This is a genomic window from Caballeronia sp. LZ028, assembly GCF_031451415.1.
GTDB lineage: Bacteria > Pseudomonadota > Gammaproteobacteria > Burkholderiales > Burkholderiaceae > Caballeronia > Caballeronia zhejiangensis.
Genome location: NZ_JARUXN010000017.1, coordinates 1 through 14,799, shown reverse-complemented (window position 1 = coordinate 14,799; position 14,799 = coordinate 1). Strand labels below are relative to the sequence as shown.

The following is a 14,799-nucleotide window of genomic DNA, read 5'->3' as shown; positions in this document are numbered from 1 at the left end:
GAATTCAGGCTGCCAGTTCGATGACGAGATTGAGATCGGGATCGACGCGCGCGACATGCGACGCCTTCAGCACCGCGCAACTGCTGTGTTCTTCGATGACCGCCGGCCCTTCGATCGTCGCGCCGACCGGAATCTGCGTGCGCGCGAACACCGGCAGCGTGCGCGCGTGGCCATCGAAATACACTTCGCGGGTGCGAACCGGCTGCGGCAGCGCGCCACCATCGGCGCTCGCGACCGAGCCGCGCCAGCCGGTCGTCGTCACGAGTTGCAGACGCACGTTGGCGACCACGACCGGCTTGTCCTTGCTGATGAAGTTCCATTGCCGCAGATGCGCGTCCTCGAAGGCTTGCGCGAGCGCCGCGCGGATGCCCACTGCGTCTGCCTGCACTTCGACCGTGATGACATCGGGCTGGCCGGCGTAGCGGCAATCGGCGAGACGCACGACGTTCACGCCCTGCGCTTCGACGCCGTGACGCTGAAGCTCTTCCATGCCAAGCGCTGCCAGTTCATCGAGCGCGGCGTTCAGAGTCGCGTCGTCGATCATCGCGAGATCGCTTTCCAGCGGACGCTGATAGTCGTATTGCTGATCCGCGACCGTCATGCCGAACGCGCTGAAAAGACCCGGCAGCGGCGGAATCACCACGCGCCGGATACCCATTTCGTGGGCGAGATCGACCGCGTGCACCGGCCCCGCGCCGCCGTAGCAGATGTACGAGAACTCGCGCGGGTCGTAGCCGCGCTCGACTGTCATGATGCGGATGGCCTGCGCCATCAACGCGTTCGCGACCGAGCGCACGACCTGCGCGGCTTCGGGCACGGAGACGCCGAGCGGCTGCGCGATGACTTCATCGACGACGCGCCATGCCGCCTGCGCATCGAGCTTGAATTCGCCGCCGAGGAAGCTGTCGGGATCGATATAGCCGAGAACCAGATTGCAGTCCGTGACGGTCGGGCGCGTGCCACCGCGCCCGTAGCACGCCGGTCCGGGATCGGCGCCCGCGCTCTCCGGTCCGATGCGCACGCCGCCGCCCGCGTCGATCCACACGATGGAGCCGCCGCCCGCGCCGACCGAATCGATGTCGATGCTGGGCGAGCGCACGGTGTACGTGTGCAGCAGGCTCTTGTTGCGGAGTTCGGGGCGCGAGTCGCGGATCAGCGAAACATCGAAGGTCGTGCCGCCCATGTCGCCGAGAATCGCGTTCTTCAGCTCGCTCTTCTCGCAGTTGCGGATCGCCGCCGAGACGCCGCCCGCCGGGCCGGATTCGAGCAGCACGATCGGCTTGTCGGCGACCATGGCCGGACTCGCGAGCCCGCCGTTCGACTGCATGAAAAGGAACTTGCCCGCGAAGCCATGCTGCGCCAGCGCGCTGATGAGCCGGCCGATGTAGCGCCCGCAGACCGGACCGAGCATCGCGTTGATGACCGTCGAGCTCGCGCGCTCGTATTCCATCGATTCGGGATTCACTTCGTGCGATGCACACACGAAGCGCTCCGGCAGCAGACGGCGCAGCGTTTCGACGGCTTCGCGTTCGTGCCGCGGATTGACGTGCGCGTGCAGAAAGCACACGGCGACGGCTTCGATATCCGACGCGCGAATCTCTTCGGCGAGCGCTTCGAGCTGCGCGTGATCGAGCGGCGTTTCGATGCTGCCGTCATGGCGCAGGCGCTCGTTCACTTCGAGCCGCCAGCGGCGCTCGACGAGCGGACGCGGATTCTCGAACAGCAGATCGTAAAGATCGGCGCGGTCGTGACGCGACACGCGCCTTAGTTCGAGGATGTCGCGAAAGCCGCGCGTGGTGACGAGCGCGGTCTTCGCGCCGGTGCCCTCGACGACCATGTTGGTCGCCATCGTCGTGCCGTGGCCGATGAACGATACGTCGGCGCTGTCGGTGCCCGAGAGTTCGAGAATCTTGCGAAAGCCTTCAATCGTGCCGATGACGCGATCCTTCGGCGTCGTCGGCACCTTGGTCGACCAGATGCGCCCTGCTTCGTCGTCCACCATCACGACATCGGTGAAGGTGCCGCCGACATCGAGTCCGATTCTTTTCAATTTGCCTCTCTCCTGTGGATGCGTGATTTCTGCTGCGCTTGCCGAGGCCGCGTGAGTTCCGGCATGATCGAGCCGCGCCGTCGAGCGCCCGGCTGTGACGAACATCGACCGAGCCAGTTTAAAGAGGCATCGGCGCGGCCAGATAATGAAACGTTCCGATCAGGTGAGACGTTGGAGTTATATCGGTGATAACCAGTATCGATGCGATATTGAGGCGGCTGCGCGGCAATCACGTCGCGCTTTTGATCGCGCTCGACGACCATGGCTCGCTGCGCAAGGCGGCGCAACAGGTGTCGCTCTCGCAGCCCGCGACGACCAAGTCGCTGCGCGAAATCGAGGCGATGTTCGGCACTGAACTGTTTGCCCGTTCGCCGCGCGGCATCGTGCCGAACGAACTCGGGCGCTGCGTGATTCGTCACGCGCGCGCGGTGCGTTCGGAGATCGGCGCGCTGCGCGACGAGCTTGCGGCCATCATGCGCGGCGGCGGAGGGATGCTTGCCATCGGCGCGGTGATGGGTTCGATGCCCGAGTGGCTCGCGCCCATCCTGCGTGCGCTGCGGCAAGTGCAGCCGGACGTGTCCGTCGAGGTCTGGGAGGACAACAGCGCGCGTTTGCTGTCGATGCTCGATCAGCGTCTGCTCGATCTCGTCATCGGGCGGCCGAGCATCAGCGTTCACCCTGAGGCTTACGATTTCATTCCGCTCGAAGTGGAGGAAGTGTGTCTCGTGGTCGATGGCGCCGATCCGCTCGCGAGCGTGCAGCGCCTGACGCTCGAAGCGCTTGCGGACAATCCGTGGATCGTGCCGCAAGCCGCCCTGCCGATGCGCTCGCTGCTCGAACAGCTTTTCGACGACGCGGAGGTTCCTTTTCCGCGATACGCGATCGAAACGTCATCGACGTTCGCGACGTTGTCGTTATTGCGCGCCAGCGCGGGGACCGTTGCGCTGATGCCGCTGAAGGTCGCGCAATACTTTCAGGCGCACGGCATGATGGCGGTGCTGCCGATCCGTATCGAGCGACGTGGCGCGCCGTACGGGATCGCAACGCGTCGCGGCGCTACGCCGACGGCGCCGGTGCAGAGGTTCATCGAGTTATGCAAAGAGAAGCGCGACGAGCAGCTTCGACGCAATGAGCTTTAACGAGGAACGTCGGTTCAATGCGACGACACATAAGGCGACGGCCCCGCCTCCGGCACCGCGAAATGCCGCTTCATTCGTCGTAATTCTTCCGAAGGCGTGCCGCCGAAAAGCCGCTTGAATTCGCGGCTGAACTGCGATGCGCTCTCATAGCCGACTCGCGCGCTCGCCGCCGCAGCCGTCATGCCTTGCCGCGCCATCAATAGCCTCGCCTGATGCAGTCGCGTCGACTTGATGTACTGCAGCGGAGAAGTATTGGTGGCCGCCTTGAAGTGCGTATGAAAGGACGGCACGCTCATGGCCGCTTCCCTTGCGAGCGTTTCGATCGTCAGCGCCTCGGCATAGCTCGAATGGATCTTGCGCAGCACCTTGGAAATGCGCCCGAAATGTCCATCGAGGTCAAGCGCGGCGCGCATCGAAGCGCCCTGCTCGCCGATAAACACGCGAAAGTAAATCTCGCGCACCAGCGTCGGCCCCAATAGCGCGGCTTCGAGCGGATCGCGCATTGCGTCGAGAAAGCGCAGCATGGTTTCGCCGAGCGCGAGATCGAGCCGCGTCGTGGCCATGCCGCCCGGCTCGCCGGGCACCACGCCATTGCGCTCGTCGATCTGCAGCAATACATCGGCGGCGAGCGTCGCATCGAGACGCACGTACACCGCGAGCAACGGTTCGTCGGCGGTGGCGTCGGTTTCCATCGAGAACGGCAGCGGCAACGCGACAGCCAGATAGTGCTGCGCATCGTAGACATACACCTTGCTGCCGAGATAGCCGCGCTTGCGGCCTTGCGCGATGACGACGATACCCGGCTCGTACAGCACCGGCGTACGCGTGAGCGGACGGTTCGATCGCAACAGGCGAATGTCCGGCATCGGCGTCGCGTTATAGCCTTCGTTCGGCGCGAGTTCCAGCAGCCGGCTCACCATCGAAGCGTGCACGCGAGCGAGTGCGGCGGCTTCGGTTTCCATCGTCGGCAATTTGGGCGGGCGGTGCGTTTTCATGCGTCGAGTTCGATAAAGGCGTGTTCATAGAATCGGGCAAGCTTTGCAGACGATCACGCGTTCTCGTCGCATTGCCATATGCCTAACATTCGATCATGCAAGTCAACTCACCTCGGAGAACAAGCATGATCGATGTACTCAATCCCGCCGACGGCACGCTCGTCGGGCAAGTCGAACATCATACGGAAGCGCAGGTGCGCGCCGCCATCGACCGCACATGCGCGGCCTTTCCGGCGTGGTCGCGCACATTGGCACGCGAACGAAGCGCACTGCTGCGCGCATGGTTCGACCTCGTCAGCGCCGACAAGACCGCATTCGCCGAACTGATGTGCCGCGAGAACGGCAAGTGCATGTCGGAAGCCTTCGGCGAAATCGACTATGGCCTGGGCTTCGTCGAATGGTACGCGGAGGAAGCGAAACGCGTGTACGGCGATACCATCCCCACGCACGCGAAAGACGCAGCGGTGATCGTCACGAAAGAGCCTGTCGGGCCGGTTGCGTCGATCACGCCGTGGAACTTCCCGTTCATGATGATTACGCGCAAGGTCGCGACCGCGCTCGCGGCAGGTTGCACGATCCTCTTGAAGCCTGCCGAGGAAACGCCGCTGACCGCATACAAGCTGCTCGAATATGCGCGCCGCGCCGGCATTCCGGAAGGCGTGTTCGAAATGGTGACGGGCGACCCCGTTCAGATCGGCAAACTCATCACCGACGATCCGCGCATTCGCAAGATCTCGTTCACGGGTTCGACCGCGGTCGGCAAGCTGCTCGCCGCGCAGTGCGCCGGCACGCTGAAGACAATGACGATGGAACTCGGCGGCAACGCGCCCTTCATCGTTTTCGACGATGCCGATCTCGACGAAGCCGCGAAAGCGCTCGTGTCCGCGAAGCTGCGCAACAGCGGACAGGTCTGCATTTCGCCGAACCGCGTGTATGTGCAGGCGAGCATCCACGATGCGTTCGTTCAGCGCGTCAAGGCGCTCGTCGAAGCGATCCCGGTCGATCAAGGGCTGCAGGACCGGTTCGTCGTCGGTCCGCTGATCAATCGTGCGGCCATCGACAAGGTCGGCAAGCTCGTCGACGATTCGCGCGAACGCGGCGCCAAGGCCGTGCTCGGCGGACATGCGCACGCGAAAGGCGGACTCTTCTATGCGCCCACGATTCTCGTCGATGTCGCGGACGATATGCCGATCGCATCGACCGAAATCTTCGGTCCTGTCTTTCCGATCTATCGCTTCTCGACCGAAGCAGAAGTCATCGCACGCAGCAACGACAGCGAATATGGACTCGTCGCCTATGCGTTCACGCGCGATCTGGGCCGCTCGTTCCGGCTGTCGCGCAACCTCGAGGCGGGCATGGTGATTCTGAATTCCGGCTCGGTCGGCACGGCTTCGGTGCCGTTCGGCGGCGTGAAGCAATCCGGTTACGGACGCGAAGGCAGTCATCATGGAATCGAGGAATATGTGCATGTGAAATACACGCTGATGGCCGGTCTCGCCTGAACCACGCGAAGCGCGGCATCGCGATGCCGCGCTTCGTGTCATCGCCGATTCAACGTACCGGCAATTGAGCCGTGTCGGCAGGGCTCGCGCACTGCACTTCGTAATGACGCTGACGAATGAGCCGATCCTGCCGCAGTCCCCAAAAATAGGTAACGGCAAGGCAGGGCAACAGCGAAACGATCGAATACCCGACGCCCGCAAGCGGGTTGCCCGTCAGATTGACGAGCGAAAGACTGATCAACGGAAGAAACCCGCCGAACAGCACATTGCCGAGTTGTTGCGACAATCCGAAGCCCGTGGTCCTGCTTTGCGGTGGAAAACATTCGGCGATAAACGCGGGCAGCGGCGCCATGATCATCGCGGTCAACACGGCGAGCAGCGCGACGAGCAGCGTCACCGTGACCCAGCCGCCCGCGAGCGCATTCGTCCTGATGCCCGCGAATGCCGGATACGCTGCGAGTATCCAGAGCACGATGCCGATCAGCATCACGCGCGCCCGGCCGATCGCATCGGACAGACGGCCGAACGCCGGATAAAGCGGCGCGGCCACGACGATAGCGACGCCAAGGCAGAGATTCGCGCGCGACGGATCGACCTTCAACACGTTCTGCAGGAAGTACAGCATGTAGACGATCGACGTATAAAGCGATACCGACGTTCCGCCTTGCGCGCCGAACATCGCGACGAGAATCGCCTTCCACGACGTCGCGCTCGACAACGTGTCCTGCAGCGGCGATTTCGACAGACGGCCCGCCTCTTTCATCTCCGCGAACACGGGCGTTTCCTTCATGCCGAGCCGGATCCATGTCGCCACCGCGACGATCGGCGCCGAGATCAGGAACGGGACGCGCCAGCCCCACGATTCGAATGCGGCTGCATCGAGCGCGAACTTCAGCGCTGACACGATAGCGAGCGCGAGCAAAAGGCCGAGGCTCGCGGTGCTTTGCAGCACGCTCGTCGCCATGCCTTTGCGGCCCGCGGGCGCATGCTCCATGACGTAGACGACCGCGGAGCCATATTCGCCGCCGAGCGCGATGCCCTGCACCACGCGCAGCGCGATGAGGCCGATCGGCGCAAGCAGGCCGGCCATCGCGTAGGTCGGCAGACAGCCGATGCCCACCGTCGCGATACCCATGATCGCGAGCGTGATGACGAAGGTCTTCTTGCGTCCGATGCGGTCGGCCATCGGGCTGAAGATGATCGTGCCGAGCGGCCGCGCGACATACGCGATGCCGAACGTGGCGACGCCCGCCATCGCGGCGACCGTGCGATCCGTCGATGGCAGGAACAAGTGCGTCAGCGTCGATGTCAGCGCGACGTAGACGAAGAAATCGTAGTACTCGAGCATCGTGCCGAGGCTCGATGTCGCGATGATCCGCAGCATGCCGGGCTTTGAATGTCGCGCGCCGGAAGTCGTGGACATGGTCGTCTCCTGTGATTCAGTTCGTGAGGCCCCGCGCGATCGACGCAGTGGCCGTAAGGCGCATCACATGTGCGTGCGCTTCTTCGCCGCTTGCTGCGCGAGAAACCGGTCGACAGCCTCCTTGTGCTCGCGGCCGCACAACAGAATGGCCTGCATGCTCGCCGCCATTTCGAGCGTCGTTTCAAGCGATGCATCGGCCGCTTCGCGCACGAGCCGCTTCGCCATGCGCAGTGCAGTCGGCGGGCTGTGCGCGATGCGTTTCGCCAGCGACAACGCTTCGGTGTCGAGCGCATCCTCCGGCACGACCTTCGAGACGATGCCGAGCTTGAGCGCCGCTTCCGCATCGATGAACTCGCTGGTCAGCGTCAGTTCGAGCGCCTTCGCATAGCCGACGATGCGCGCGAGAAACCACGATCCGCCGATGCCCGATACAAGTCCCAGCCGCAAGAAGCTCTCTGCGAAAACGGCTTTCGTGCTCGCCACGCGGATATCGCACATCAACGCGAGATCGCAGCCCGCTCCGACTGCGGCGCCATTGACCGCGCATACCGAAGGCACATCGAGACCGCTCAATGCGCGCGTGATCCGGTGCAAGCTGCGATGCAAGCGGTCGCGCACGTCTTCGACGCTGCCGCTCATCAGATCGCTGCCGCTTTGCATGTCCTTCACGTTGCCACCCGTGCAGAAATGCCGCGACGACGAACGCAGCAGGACGCAATGCATGTCGCGCCGGTCGTTGATCTCTTCGAGCGCATCCGACAGCGCCTCTGTCATCGCGACGTTCAGCGCGTTGCCGTCGCTTGCGCTGTTGAGCGTGAGCACGAGCACGCCGTCGTCGAGGGATGACTCGACCAGCGAACCCGCATCGTTTGAATAAGCTGACACGACATAGTCTCCTGATAGTTTCGCCGGCAACTACCGGTTCTGGAATGCGGCCTGACGACGTTCGAGAAACGCGGCCATGCCTTCTTTCTGATCGGCGAGCGCAAAGCCCGCATGAAATAGCCTTCGCTCGAACAACAGACCTTCCGACAGCGAGGACTCGAACGCACGATTGACGGCTTCCTTGATCGCGACGATCACCGGCAGCGAATGACGCGCGATCTGCTCGCCGACGCGCATCGCTTCGTCGATCAAGCGCTCGCGAGCGACGACCATCGACACGAGTCCATATGCCAATGCCTCGCTTGCGTTGAAGGATTCGCCGGTCAGGCACGCGAGCATCGCGGTCGATTTGCCTACCGCGCGCGGCAGACGCTGCGTGCCGCCCGCGCCCGGCACGATGCCGAGCTTGATTTCGGGCTGGCCGAAGAGCGCATCGTCCGCGGCGATGACGATGTCGCACATCATCGCCAGTTCGCAGCCGCCGCCGAGCGCATAGCCGCCTACCGCAGCGATGATCGGCTTGCGGGCCATGCGGATGCGGTCCCAGCTTCGTCCGATGTAGTCATCCGAGAATGCGCTCGCGTAATCGAGCTTCGACATCGCGACGATGTCGGCGCCGGCGGCGAAGGCCTTGTCGGACCCTGTCAGAACGATTGCGTGAATTTGCGGATCGGCTTCGTTGCGCAGCAGGACGTCGATGAGCTGATCCATCAACGCGTCGGTCAGCGGATTGAGCGGGTTATCCGACGCGAGACGCACGAGCGCGACCTGGCCGCGTCGTTCGCTCCGTATCATCGCGGCGCTCATGCGCTCACCTTGCGGTCTTCATCGCAGGTCTCGCGCGTTGCGCGGCCCAGGCGGATCACGCCCGCGTTCAGCAGTTCCGCGATCTCGCTTTGGGCGAAGCCGTATCGCTCCAGCATCTGCAGCGTGTGCTGGCCCGTCAGCGGCGCTGGCACGTCGGGCACGCTTGCGCGGTCGGATGGACCGAGCGCGAAGCCGTGCGTACGCATGATTCCCGCGACCGGATGATCGATCGTCTGCGCCAGTCCGCATTCGGCGTATTCCGCCGTTTCGATGACATCGCCGTAGGTTGCGACGGGCGAACACAGAATGTCCCGCGCTGCGAGCCGTTCCATCCACTCCGCGGTCGGGCGTTCGACGAAACGCGCCGCGAGCATGTGATGCAGCGCCTTGCGATGGCGCACGCGATCGTCATTGGTGGCGAAGCGCGGATCCGCTGCGAGTGCGGACGATGCGAGCACCTCGCACAGCGCGCGCCATCGTTCCGGATGATAGGCGACGACCATCATCCAGCCGTCCTGCGTCGGGAACGCTTCGTTCGGGCATGCATAAGGCGCGGCGCTGCCGGTTTTTTCCGGCTCGCGGCCGGACGCGAAATACGCAGCGAAGCCGATCTGCTGCAGCATCAGCGTCGCGTTGTAGAGACTCACGTCGAGATGCTGGGCACCGCCGCCCGCGCGAACCTGATGCAGCGCGCCGAGAATCGCGATCGATGCGAGATAGCCGCCCATCATGTCGGCAACGGGAATCGGGACTTTCAGCGGCTCGGCGTTCGTCGTGCCGAGCGTGCTCATCAGACCGCTGACAGCCTGGATCACGCCATCGACGCCCGGCCGCTTGCGATTCGCGCCCGTCTGACCGAAGGCGGAGATCGAGCAGTAGACGAGCCGGGGATTCAACTGACGCAGTGCGTCGAAGTCGAGTCCCATCGATGCCATCACGCCCGGCCGAAAGTTTTCGACGAGCACGTCGGCCTCGCGCAACATGCGGCGAACGGCTTCGCGCCCCGCGTCGGTTTTCAGATCGATCGCGACGCTGTACTTGTTGCGGTTGACGCTGATGAAGGCCGGGCTTTCACCGCTGATCCACGGCGGGCCGATGCGCCGCCCGATCTCGCCGTCGGGCGGCTCGATCTTGACGACGTGCGCGCCGAGATCGGCGAGTGTCATCGAGCAGACCGGACCGGCGAGGACATGCGAGAAATCGATCACCCGCACGCCGTTGAGGCTGTCTCTTGGCATTTGTGATTGTCCTGTCTCGTGACTCGTCACTGCGACGAATCATGCCGACGAGAATAGGTACTCACCGGCCTTCCGGACAATCGACAATTTAGAAACGAGCCTTTGACTTTTTGTTAAAGGGTCGGCGATTCGTGAGCGCTATTCGTTGAGCAACGAGTGCAGCCATCGGCGGAAAATCTTCAGTGCATCGGATTGCGGACGCGCCGTCGGCCACGCGAAGTAGTATGTGTGATTGCCGCGGTCCAGCTCGAATGAAAACGGAGCGACGAGCAGACCGCTTTCGAGTTCGCTGCGCACCAGCGCCTTCTGCGCGATCGCGACGCCGTGCCCTTCGATCGCTGCCTGATACGCGAGCAGCGACGTTTCGTAGCGCATCTCGCGGCGTCGCCCGCTCAATGGAAGGCCCGCAGCCTTCAGCCACAAGGTCCAGTCTTCAGGGCGTGCGAGCGTGTGCAGAAGCGTTTCGCCCTGTAACTGCGAGCGCGCCTTGACCTGTCTCGACGGCGCGGCGACAGGCACCAGTTCGTTCGCGATCAGACGTTGCACGCGCAGACCGGGCCACTTGCCGTCGCCTAGCTGAATGCCGGCGTCGATATCCTCACGCGCGAAATTGAGCGGAGCCGGTGATGTCGTCAGTTGCACGTCGATGTTTTCATGCAGCCGATGAAAGCTCGCGAGACGCGGAATCAGCCAGCGCACCGCGAATGTGGCGGGCGAGCGGATCTTGAGCACGCGGGCGCGCCGTTCCGACGAACGCAAACTGTCGGTGGCTTCGCGCAGCGCTGCGAAGAGCGGCATCAACTCCGCCAGATACCGCGCACCCGCCGAGGTCAGCTCAAGCCGTCCTTTCACACGCTCGAACAGATCGACGCCCAGATAGGCTTCGAGCGTGCGTACCTGCCGGCTGACGGCGGCGGGCGTCACGGCCAATTCGTCGGCGGCCTTGGAAATACTCAGCAGGCGTCCGGTCGCCTCGAACGCCCGGGTCGGATTCAACGGGGGAAGCAGTGCGCGACGTTCCATAGCCTGTCCGTGTGGAAGCATGTCGGGATTGTGGCGCGAAAATGGTCGAGGTTCGGTAGGCGGCCACTCGCCGGATAGTTGAATACTGAAGCGCCGCCGGTATCGACTGCCGCTCGATCATCGTGGCAAAGCCGCTTTCCTGTCCCGACAAGGCCGCCCCGCAGCGCATATTCCGTTCCCGGAGAACGGGATAACAATCCTTTAACGGTGTTGCTAATCGATTAATTAAAATCAATCTTCTGACGATTGATCCGGTGGAGACGCGCGCCTAGACTGAAATCATTGAAGGCAACGAAAGCCTTGGAGACATCAAGGCCTAAAAAGATGAGCACCTTCGAAATCCAAGAAAGCATTCGAGAGATCAATCTTTCCTATCTCATCCTGGCGCAGCGAATCTTGCGCGAGGACCGCGCGATCGGCATGTTTCGCCTCGGGCTATCCGCCGAGGTTGCCGATCTGCTGATGAGCCTCTCGCTGCCCCAAGTCGTGAAGCTCGCCTCTTCCGATCAGCTGTTATGCGCGTTCCGCTTCAACGATCACATGCTGCTCTCCGCGCTGACGCAACCTCCGAAGCACGCCGACATCGCTTCGACGCATGCTGCCGTTCTATTGGCAGGTCAGCCCGTCAAACTGCTGATCTAAGGCGCCGTCCTCCATGAACCTCATTGCAAAGAAAAGCCTGACCGAAGAAGCGCAAGAGGTGTTTCGCGCAGTCGCGCTCATCGAACTCGGTGCGCGCATGCAGGTCCTCGAAAGCGAACTCACGCTCTCGCGCGAACGTCTCATCCGTCTTTATCGTGAAGTGCGAGGCGTGTCGCCGCCAAAGGGAATGCTGCCTTTCTCCGCGGACTGGTACATGCCGTGGCTTTCGAACATTCACGCGTCGCTATTCTTCAACACTTATCTGTTCCTCAAGAACGAAGCGAGCTGCTCGCACCTCGATGCGCTGACCAAAGGATATCGGCTGTATCTGGAGCACTGCACGCGCAACGACGCCGAACCGGTGCTCGACCTGACGCGCGCCTGGACGCTCGTGCGTTTCTTCGAGGCGGAGATGCTGCAATTGACGCCCTGCTGCCGCTGCACCGGCAAGTTCGTCGCGCACAAGCATGACTTGCAGCACGGCGTCGTGTGCGGCGCCTGCCAGCCGCCGTCGCGTGCGGGCAAGACGAGGAAAGCGGCGGCACGCGCGGCCGTTCAGGCTTTTGCGTCGGTGACTGACGAGAATGTGATCGATCCGGCCGCGCGACCCATCTCCGCTGAAGCAGCTTGAGCCGTATGCTCAATCGCTTCGGGAGTCGTGATTCAGCGAATGCGCGTTCCATACTTTCCCGATCAACCACTGGAACAGCGAGTGGCCTTGTTCGTGCTCGGCGGGCATCGGAGTCGCGAGCTTGCCGAGCTTATCCTGCCGATACGCCAGAAGCTCGCACATTTGCTTCGCTACTTCCGGATGATCTTTGAGAAACGACGTCATGTCGTCCTTGGCCAGCTGAAATAGAACCGATGGCGTGAGCGTCGAGATCGATACTTGCATCGCGATTCCGGCGAGCAATCCCGCTTCCCCGAATGCTTCGCCCGGCCCGATGCGAGCAACCTCGCGAGCGCCTGCCGCTTCGACGACCGCGACCGAGAGCACGCCCGAATGCACGATCGACAAGCTATCGGGCACGGTGTCGGGCGCCAGGATCTGATGATTCGCCTGATATTCGTGTCGCGACAAACGCTTCGCGAGCCGCGTTATTTCCTCGCCTGAAAGGCTGTCGAACAAGTCGACGCGTCTTAACAAGGCTTCTTTTTCATCTCTCGATGCAAGCGCGGGCGCCGCTACGCCCAGCGCGCGCCATGCCACGCCAGCCGCGGTGAGATGGCGGTAGCAGAGGTCGAAGAGCTCGTTGCATACGGCGAGCTTTTTGTTCATGTCGTCGACGAAGGCCACCACTTCATACTGGACCGAGTTCGTCGTCGTGCGCTTCATGCGGGCGTATGGGGCCGGCGTCGCGAGAATCAGATTACAACCGGTAAGCGCGCGCCCGAGTGCGTCCAGCACGGTCTTCGGCCGCGCCTCGGGTTCGATCTCGAGGACGATCGATATGCCGTGGACGTCGCCCGGTCTGCTGTTATTGGTGATTTTCGCCTTCGCCGCGACAGCGTTAGGCACGATGAGCGTATTGCCTTGCCCCGTCAACAGATGTGTCGCGCGCCAGTTCATCTCGACGACCTTGCCCTCGACGTCGTCGATCGTCACCCAGTCACCTATCGCGTAGGGTTCCGTCGTGTTGATGACGATGCCCGCGAATACATCGCTGAGCGTGCTCTGGATAGCGAGGCCCAGCACGATCGCCAGTGCGCCCGATGTCGCAACGAGGCCGCGTACCGGCAGTTCGAGCACGAAGCCAAGCGCCGCCACGGCCGCCGCGAGAAACACCACGGCACCGAAAACGTCCGAGAACAGCCGCTGTTTTCTCCAGGCGCGTGGAAGCAGCAGCGTGTCGAGTGAGAGCGTGAGCAGGCGCGCGCCCATCAACCACCAGATGATTTCGAGAATTTGCCCCGCCCAGTGCAATTCGACGACGTCGGCGAACGGCGCCTGCGTGAACGGACTCAGACCCGATGCAAAGAGCACCCAGCTCAATAGAAAAAAAAGCGCGAGCCGTATGAAGAGCCGGGCCAGGTCATTGTCGGGCAATCGCGCGCGCCACACGATCACGTCGATTGCGACGATGCCGAAGCCCAGAAGCAAGGGGTATTTCACGGATGCTCCTCTCGAGGAACGACTTCGAGAGAATACACATTTGCTGGCAACGCGCGCTAGCCACGGCTCGCACGCCGATGCGTCAAAGGCGCTTCGGCGCCTCGTACCACTTCGGATGAAATGCCTTCACGAGCGGACCATCCGTACGAAGCGCGTGACATCCGTCGAGCTGGAACGGCCGCATGGTGCCGCTCGCGTTGATTTCCTCGCTCATCGTCTGAAATGCGGCGGTGGCCACCGCGCCGATGAGTTCGGTCAGATGCGTGCAGCCGCGCAAGCCGCCGAACACGTTTCTGATTTCGCGCATGAAGCCCGGCGCGAGCTTCATGCCTTCGAGCTTGCGATAGTCGGGCGCGATCGTTTCGCAATGGCCGACATACGGCACGATGATCGATTCGGCCTTCGCCTCGCGGATGACGAAATCGACGCCGATGGTCATGCGCAGCATCATCTCGTGCACCGGATCGCCCGCCTTGACGATCACGCCATGGGAATCGCGATCGTATGACTTCGTGTCGCGCAGATGGCCTTCGATGTCGTAGAGGCCATCCGCGCGTCTGAAGCCTTGCAGCGTGATCTGGCGCGTGTGCAGCGGCACGCGATCCATCGTCACAGCGTGCTCGCGAGATCCGGCACGACGGAGAACAGATCGCCGACGAGACCGTAATCGGCGACGCTGAAGATCGGCGCTTCGGGGTCTTTGTTGATGGCGACGATGACCTTCGAGTCTTTCATGCCGGCCAAGTGCTGAATCGCGCCCGAGATGCCGACTGCAACGTACAGTTGCGGCGCGACGATCTTGCCGGTTTGACCGACCTGAAAGTCGTTCGGGACATAGCCGGCATCGACTGCCGCGCGCGATGCGCCCAGCGCCGCGCCGAGTTTGTCGGCGAGCGGTTCTAGCGTCTTCGTGTAGTTCTCGCCGCTGCCCAGACCACGGCCACCCGACACGATGATGTGCGCGCTCGTCAGTTCCGGACGA

Annotated in this window: 14 protein-coding genes; 4 read left to right on the top strand and 10 right to left on the bottom strand. The window is 62.9% G+C overall.

From position 1 onward, the window contains the following. Nucleotides 1–4: 4 nt before the first annotated feature. A complete protein-coding gene (locus tag QCE58_RS32820; RefSeq protein ID WP_250522316.1) occupies nt 5–2,050 on the bottom strand; it encodes a hydantoinase/oxoprolinase family protein in 2,046 nt (681 codons plus the stop codon). Between the two features lie 185 nt (nt 2,051–2,235). Between QCE58_RS32820 and QCE58_RS32815 the strand changes: the two genes are divergently transcribed. Beyond that, a complete protein-coding gene (locus tag QCE58_RS32815) occupies nt 2,236–3,189 on the top strand; it encodes a LysR family transcriptional regulator (RefSeq protein ID WP_033535810.1) in 954 nt (317 codons plus the stop codon). Nucleotides 3,190–3,203: 14 nt separating this feature from the next. Here the strand turns inward: QCE58_RS32815 and QCE58_RS32810 are convergent, their stop codons facing one another. Further along, nucleotides 3,204–4,184, bottom strand: coding sequence for an AraC family transcriptional regulator (locus tag QCE58_RS32810; RefSeq protein WP_250522317.1), 981 nt, complete (start codon nt 4,182–4,184; stop codon nt 3,204–3,206). Nucleotides 4,185–4,309: 125 nt separating this feature from the next. On the opposite strand from QCE58_RS32810, the gene QCE58_RS32805 reads away from it, so the two are divergent. After that, nucleotides 4,310–5,686, top strand: coding sequence for an NAD-dependent succinate-semialdehyde dehydrogenase (locus QCE58_RS32805; RefSeq protein ID WP_250522318.1), 1,377 nt, complete (start codon nt 4,310–4,312; stop codon nt 5,684–5,686). Between the two features lie 49 nt (nt 5,687–5,735). On the opposite strand, the gene QCE58_RS32800 is transcribed toward QCE58_RS32805, so the two are convergent. From QCE58_RS32800 to QCE58_RS32780, 5 genes are all read right to left on the bottom strand, one after another. Then, a complete protein-coding gene (locus tag QCE58_RS32800) occupies nt 5,736–7,109 on the bottom strand; it encodes an MFS transporter (protein WP_250503679.1) in 1,374 nt (457 codons plus the stop codon). Nucleotides 7,110–7,172: 63 nt separating this feature from the next. Then, the gene (locus tag QCE58_RS32795) at nt 7,173–7,994 is read right to left on the bottom strand and encodes an enoyl-CoA hydratase-related protein (RefSeq protein WP_250522319.1); all 822 of its coding nucleotides are present in this window, start codon (nt 7,992–7,994) and stop codon (nt 7,173–7,175) included. A gap of 30 nt (nt 7,995–8,024) precedes the next feature. Next, nucleotides 8,025–8,801 carry an enoyl-CoA hydratase-related protein gene (locus tag QCE58_RS32790; RefSeq protein WP_008346871.1) on the bottom strand — a complete coding sequence of 259 codons (777 nt, stop codon included), beginning with the start codon at nt 8,799–8,801 and terminating at the stop codon, nt 8,025–8,027. Next, the gene (locus QCE58_RS32785; protein ID WP_175981521.1) at nt 8,798–10,039 is read right to left on the bottom strand and encodes a CaiB/BaiF CoA-transferase family protein; all 1,242 of its coding nucleotides are present in this window, start codon (nt 10,037–10,039) and stop codon (nt 8,798–8,800) included. The genes QCE58_RS32790 and QCE58_RS32785 overlap by 4 nt, the downstream gene beginning before the upstream one ends. Nucleotides 10,040–10,177: 138 nt before the next feature. Next, nucleotides 10,178–11,062: a LysR substrate-binding domain-containing protein gene (locus QCE58_RS32780; RefSeq protein WP_008346873.1), complete on the bottom strand. Its 885-nt coding sequence runs from the start codon at nt 11,060–11,062 to the stop codon at nt 10,178–10,180. A 324-nt stretch (nt 11,063–11,386) separates the two neighbouring features. Between QCE58_RS32780 and flhD the strand changes: the two genes are divergently transcribed. Together flhD and flhC are read left to right on the top strand one after the other, a co-directional pair. Beyond that, complete coding sequence (flhD, locus tag QCE58_RS32775; protein WP_008346874.1) at nt 11,387–11,704, top strand: flagellar transcriptional regulator FlhD; 318 nt, start codon at nt 11,387–11,389, stop codon at nt 11,702–11,704. 22 nt (nt 11,705–11,726) lie between these two features. Beyond that, complete coding sequence (flhC, locus tag QCE58_RS32770) at nt 11,727–12,335, top strand: flagellar transcriptional regulator FlhC (protein WP_175981699.1); 609 nt, start codon at nt 11,727–11,729, stop codon at nt 12,333–12,335. Between the two features lie 9 nt (nt 12,336–12,344). Here flhC and QCE58_RS32765 read toward each other — a convergent pair whose 3' ends face one another. From QCE58_RS32765 to QCE58_RS32755, 3 genes are all read right to left on the bottom strand, one after another. Next, nucleotides 12,345–13,817 carry a mechanosensitive ion channel family protein gene (locus QCE58_RS32765; RefSeq protein ID WP_250522320.1) on the bottom strand — a complete coding sequence of 491 codons (1,473 nt, stop codon included), beginning with the start codon at nt 13,815–13,817 and terminating at the stop codon, nt 12,345–12,347. Nucleotides 13,818–13,899: 82 nt separating this feature from the next. Next, on the bottom strand, nt 13,900–14,424 hold the full coding sequence (locus QCE58_RS32760; RefSeq protein WP_008346878.1) for a DUF2889 domain-containing protein: 525 nt from the start codon (nt 14,422–14,424) through the stop codon (nt 13,900–13,902). Between the two features lie 2 nt (nt 14,425–14,426). Further along, nucleotides 14,427–14,799, bottom strand: a 373-nt coding sequence (locus tag QCE58_RS32755; RefSeq protein WP_309781068.1) for an FAD-binding protein, incomplete at its 5' end; no start/stop codon positions are given.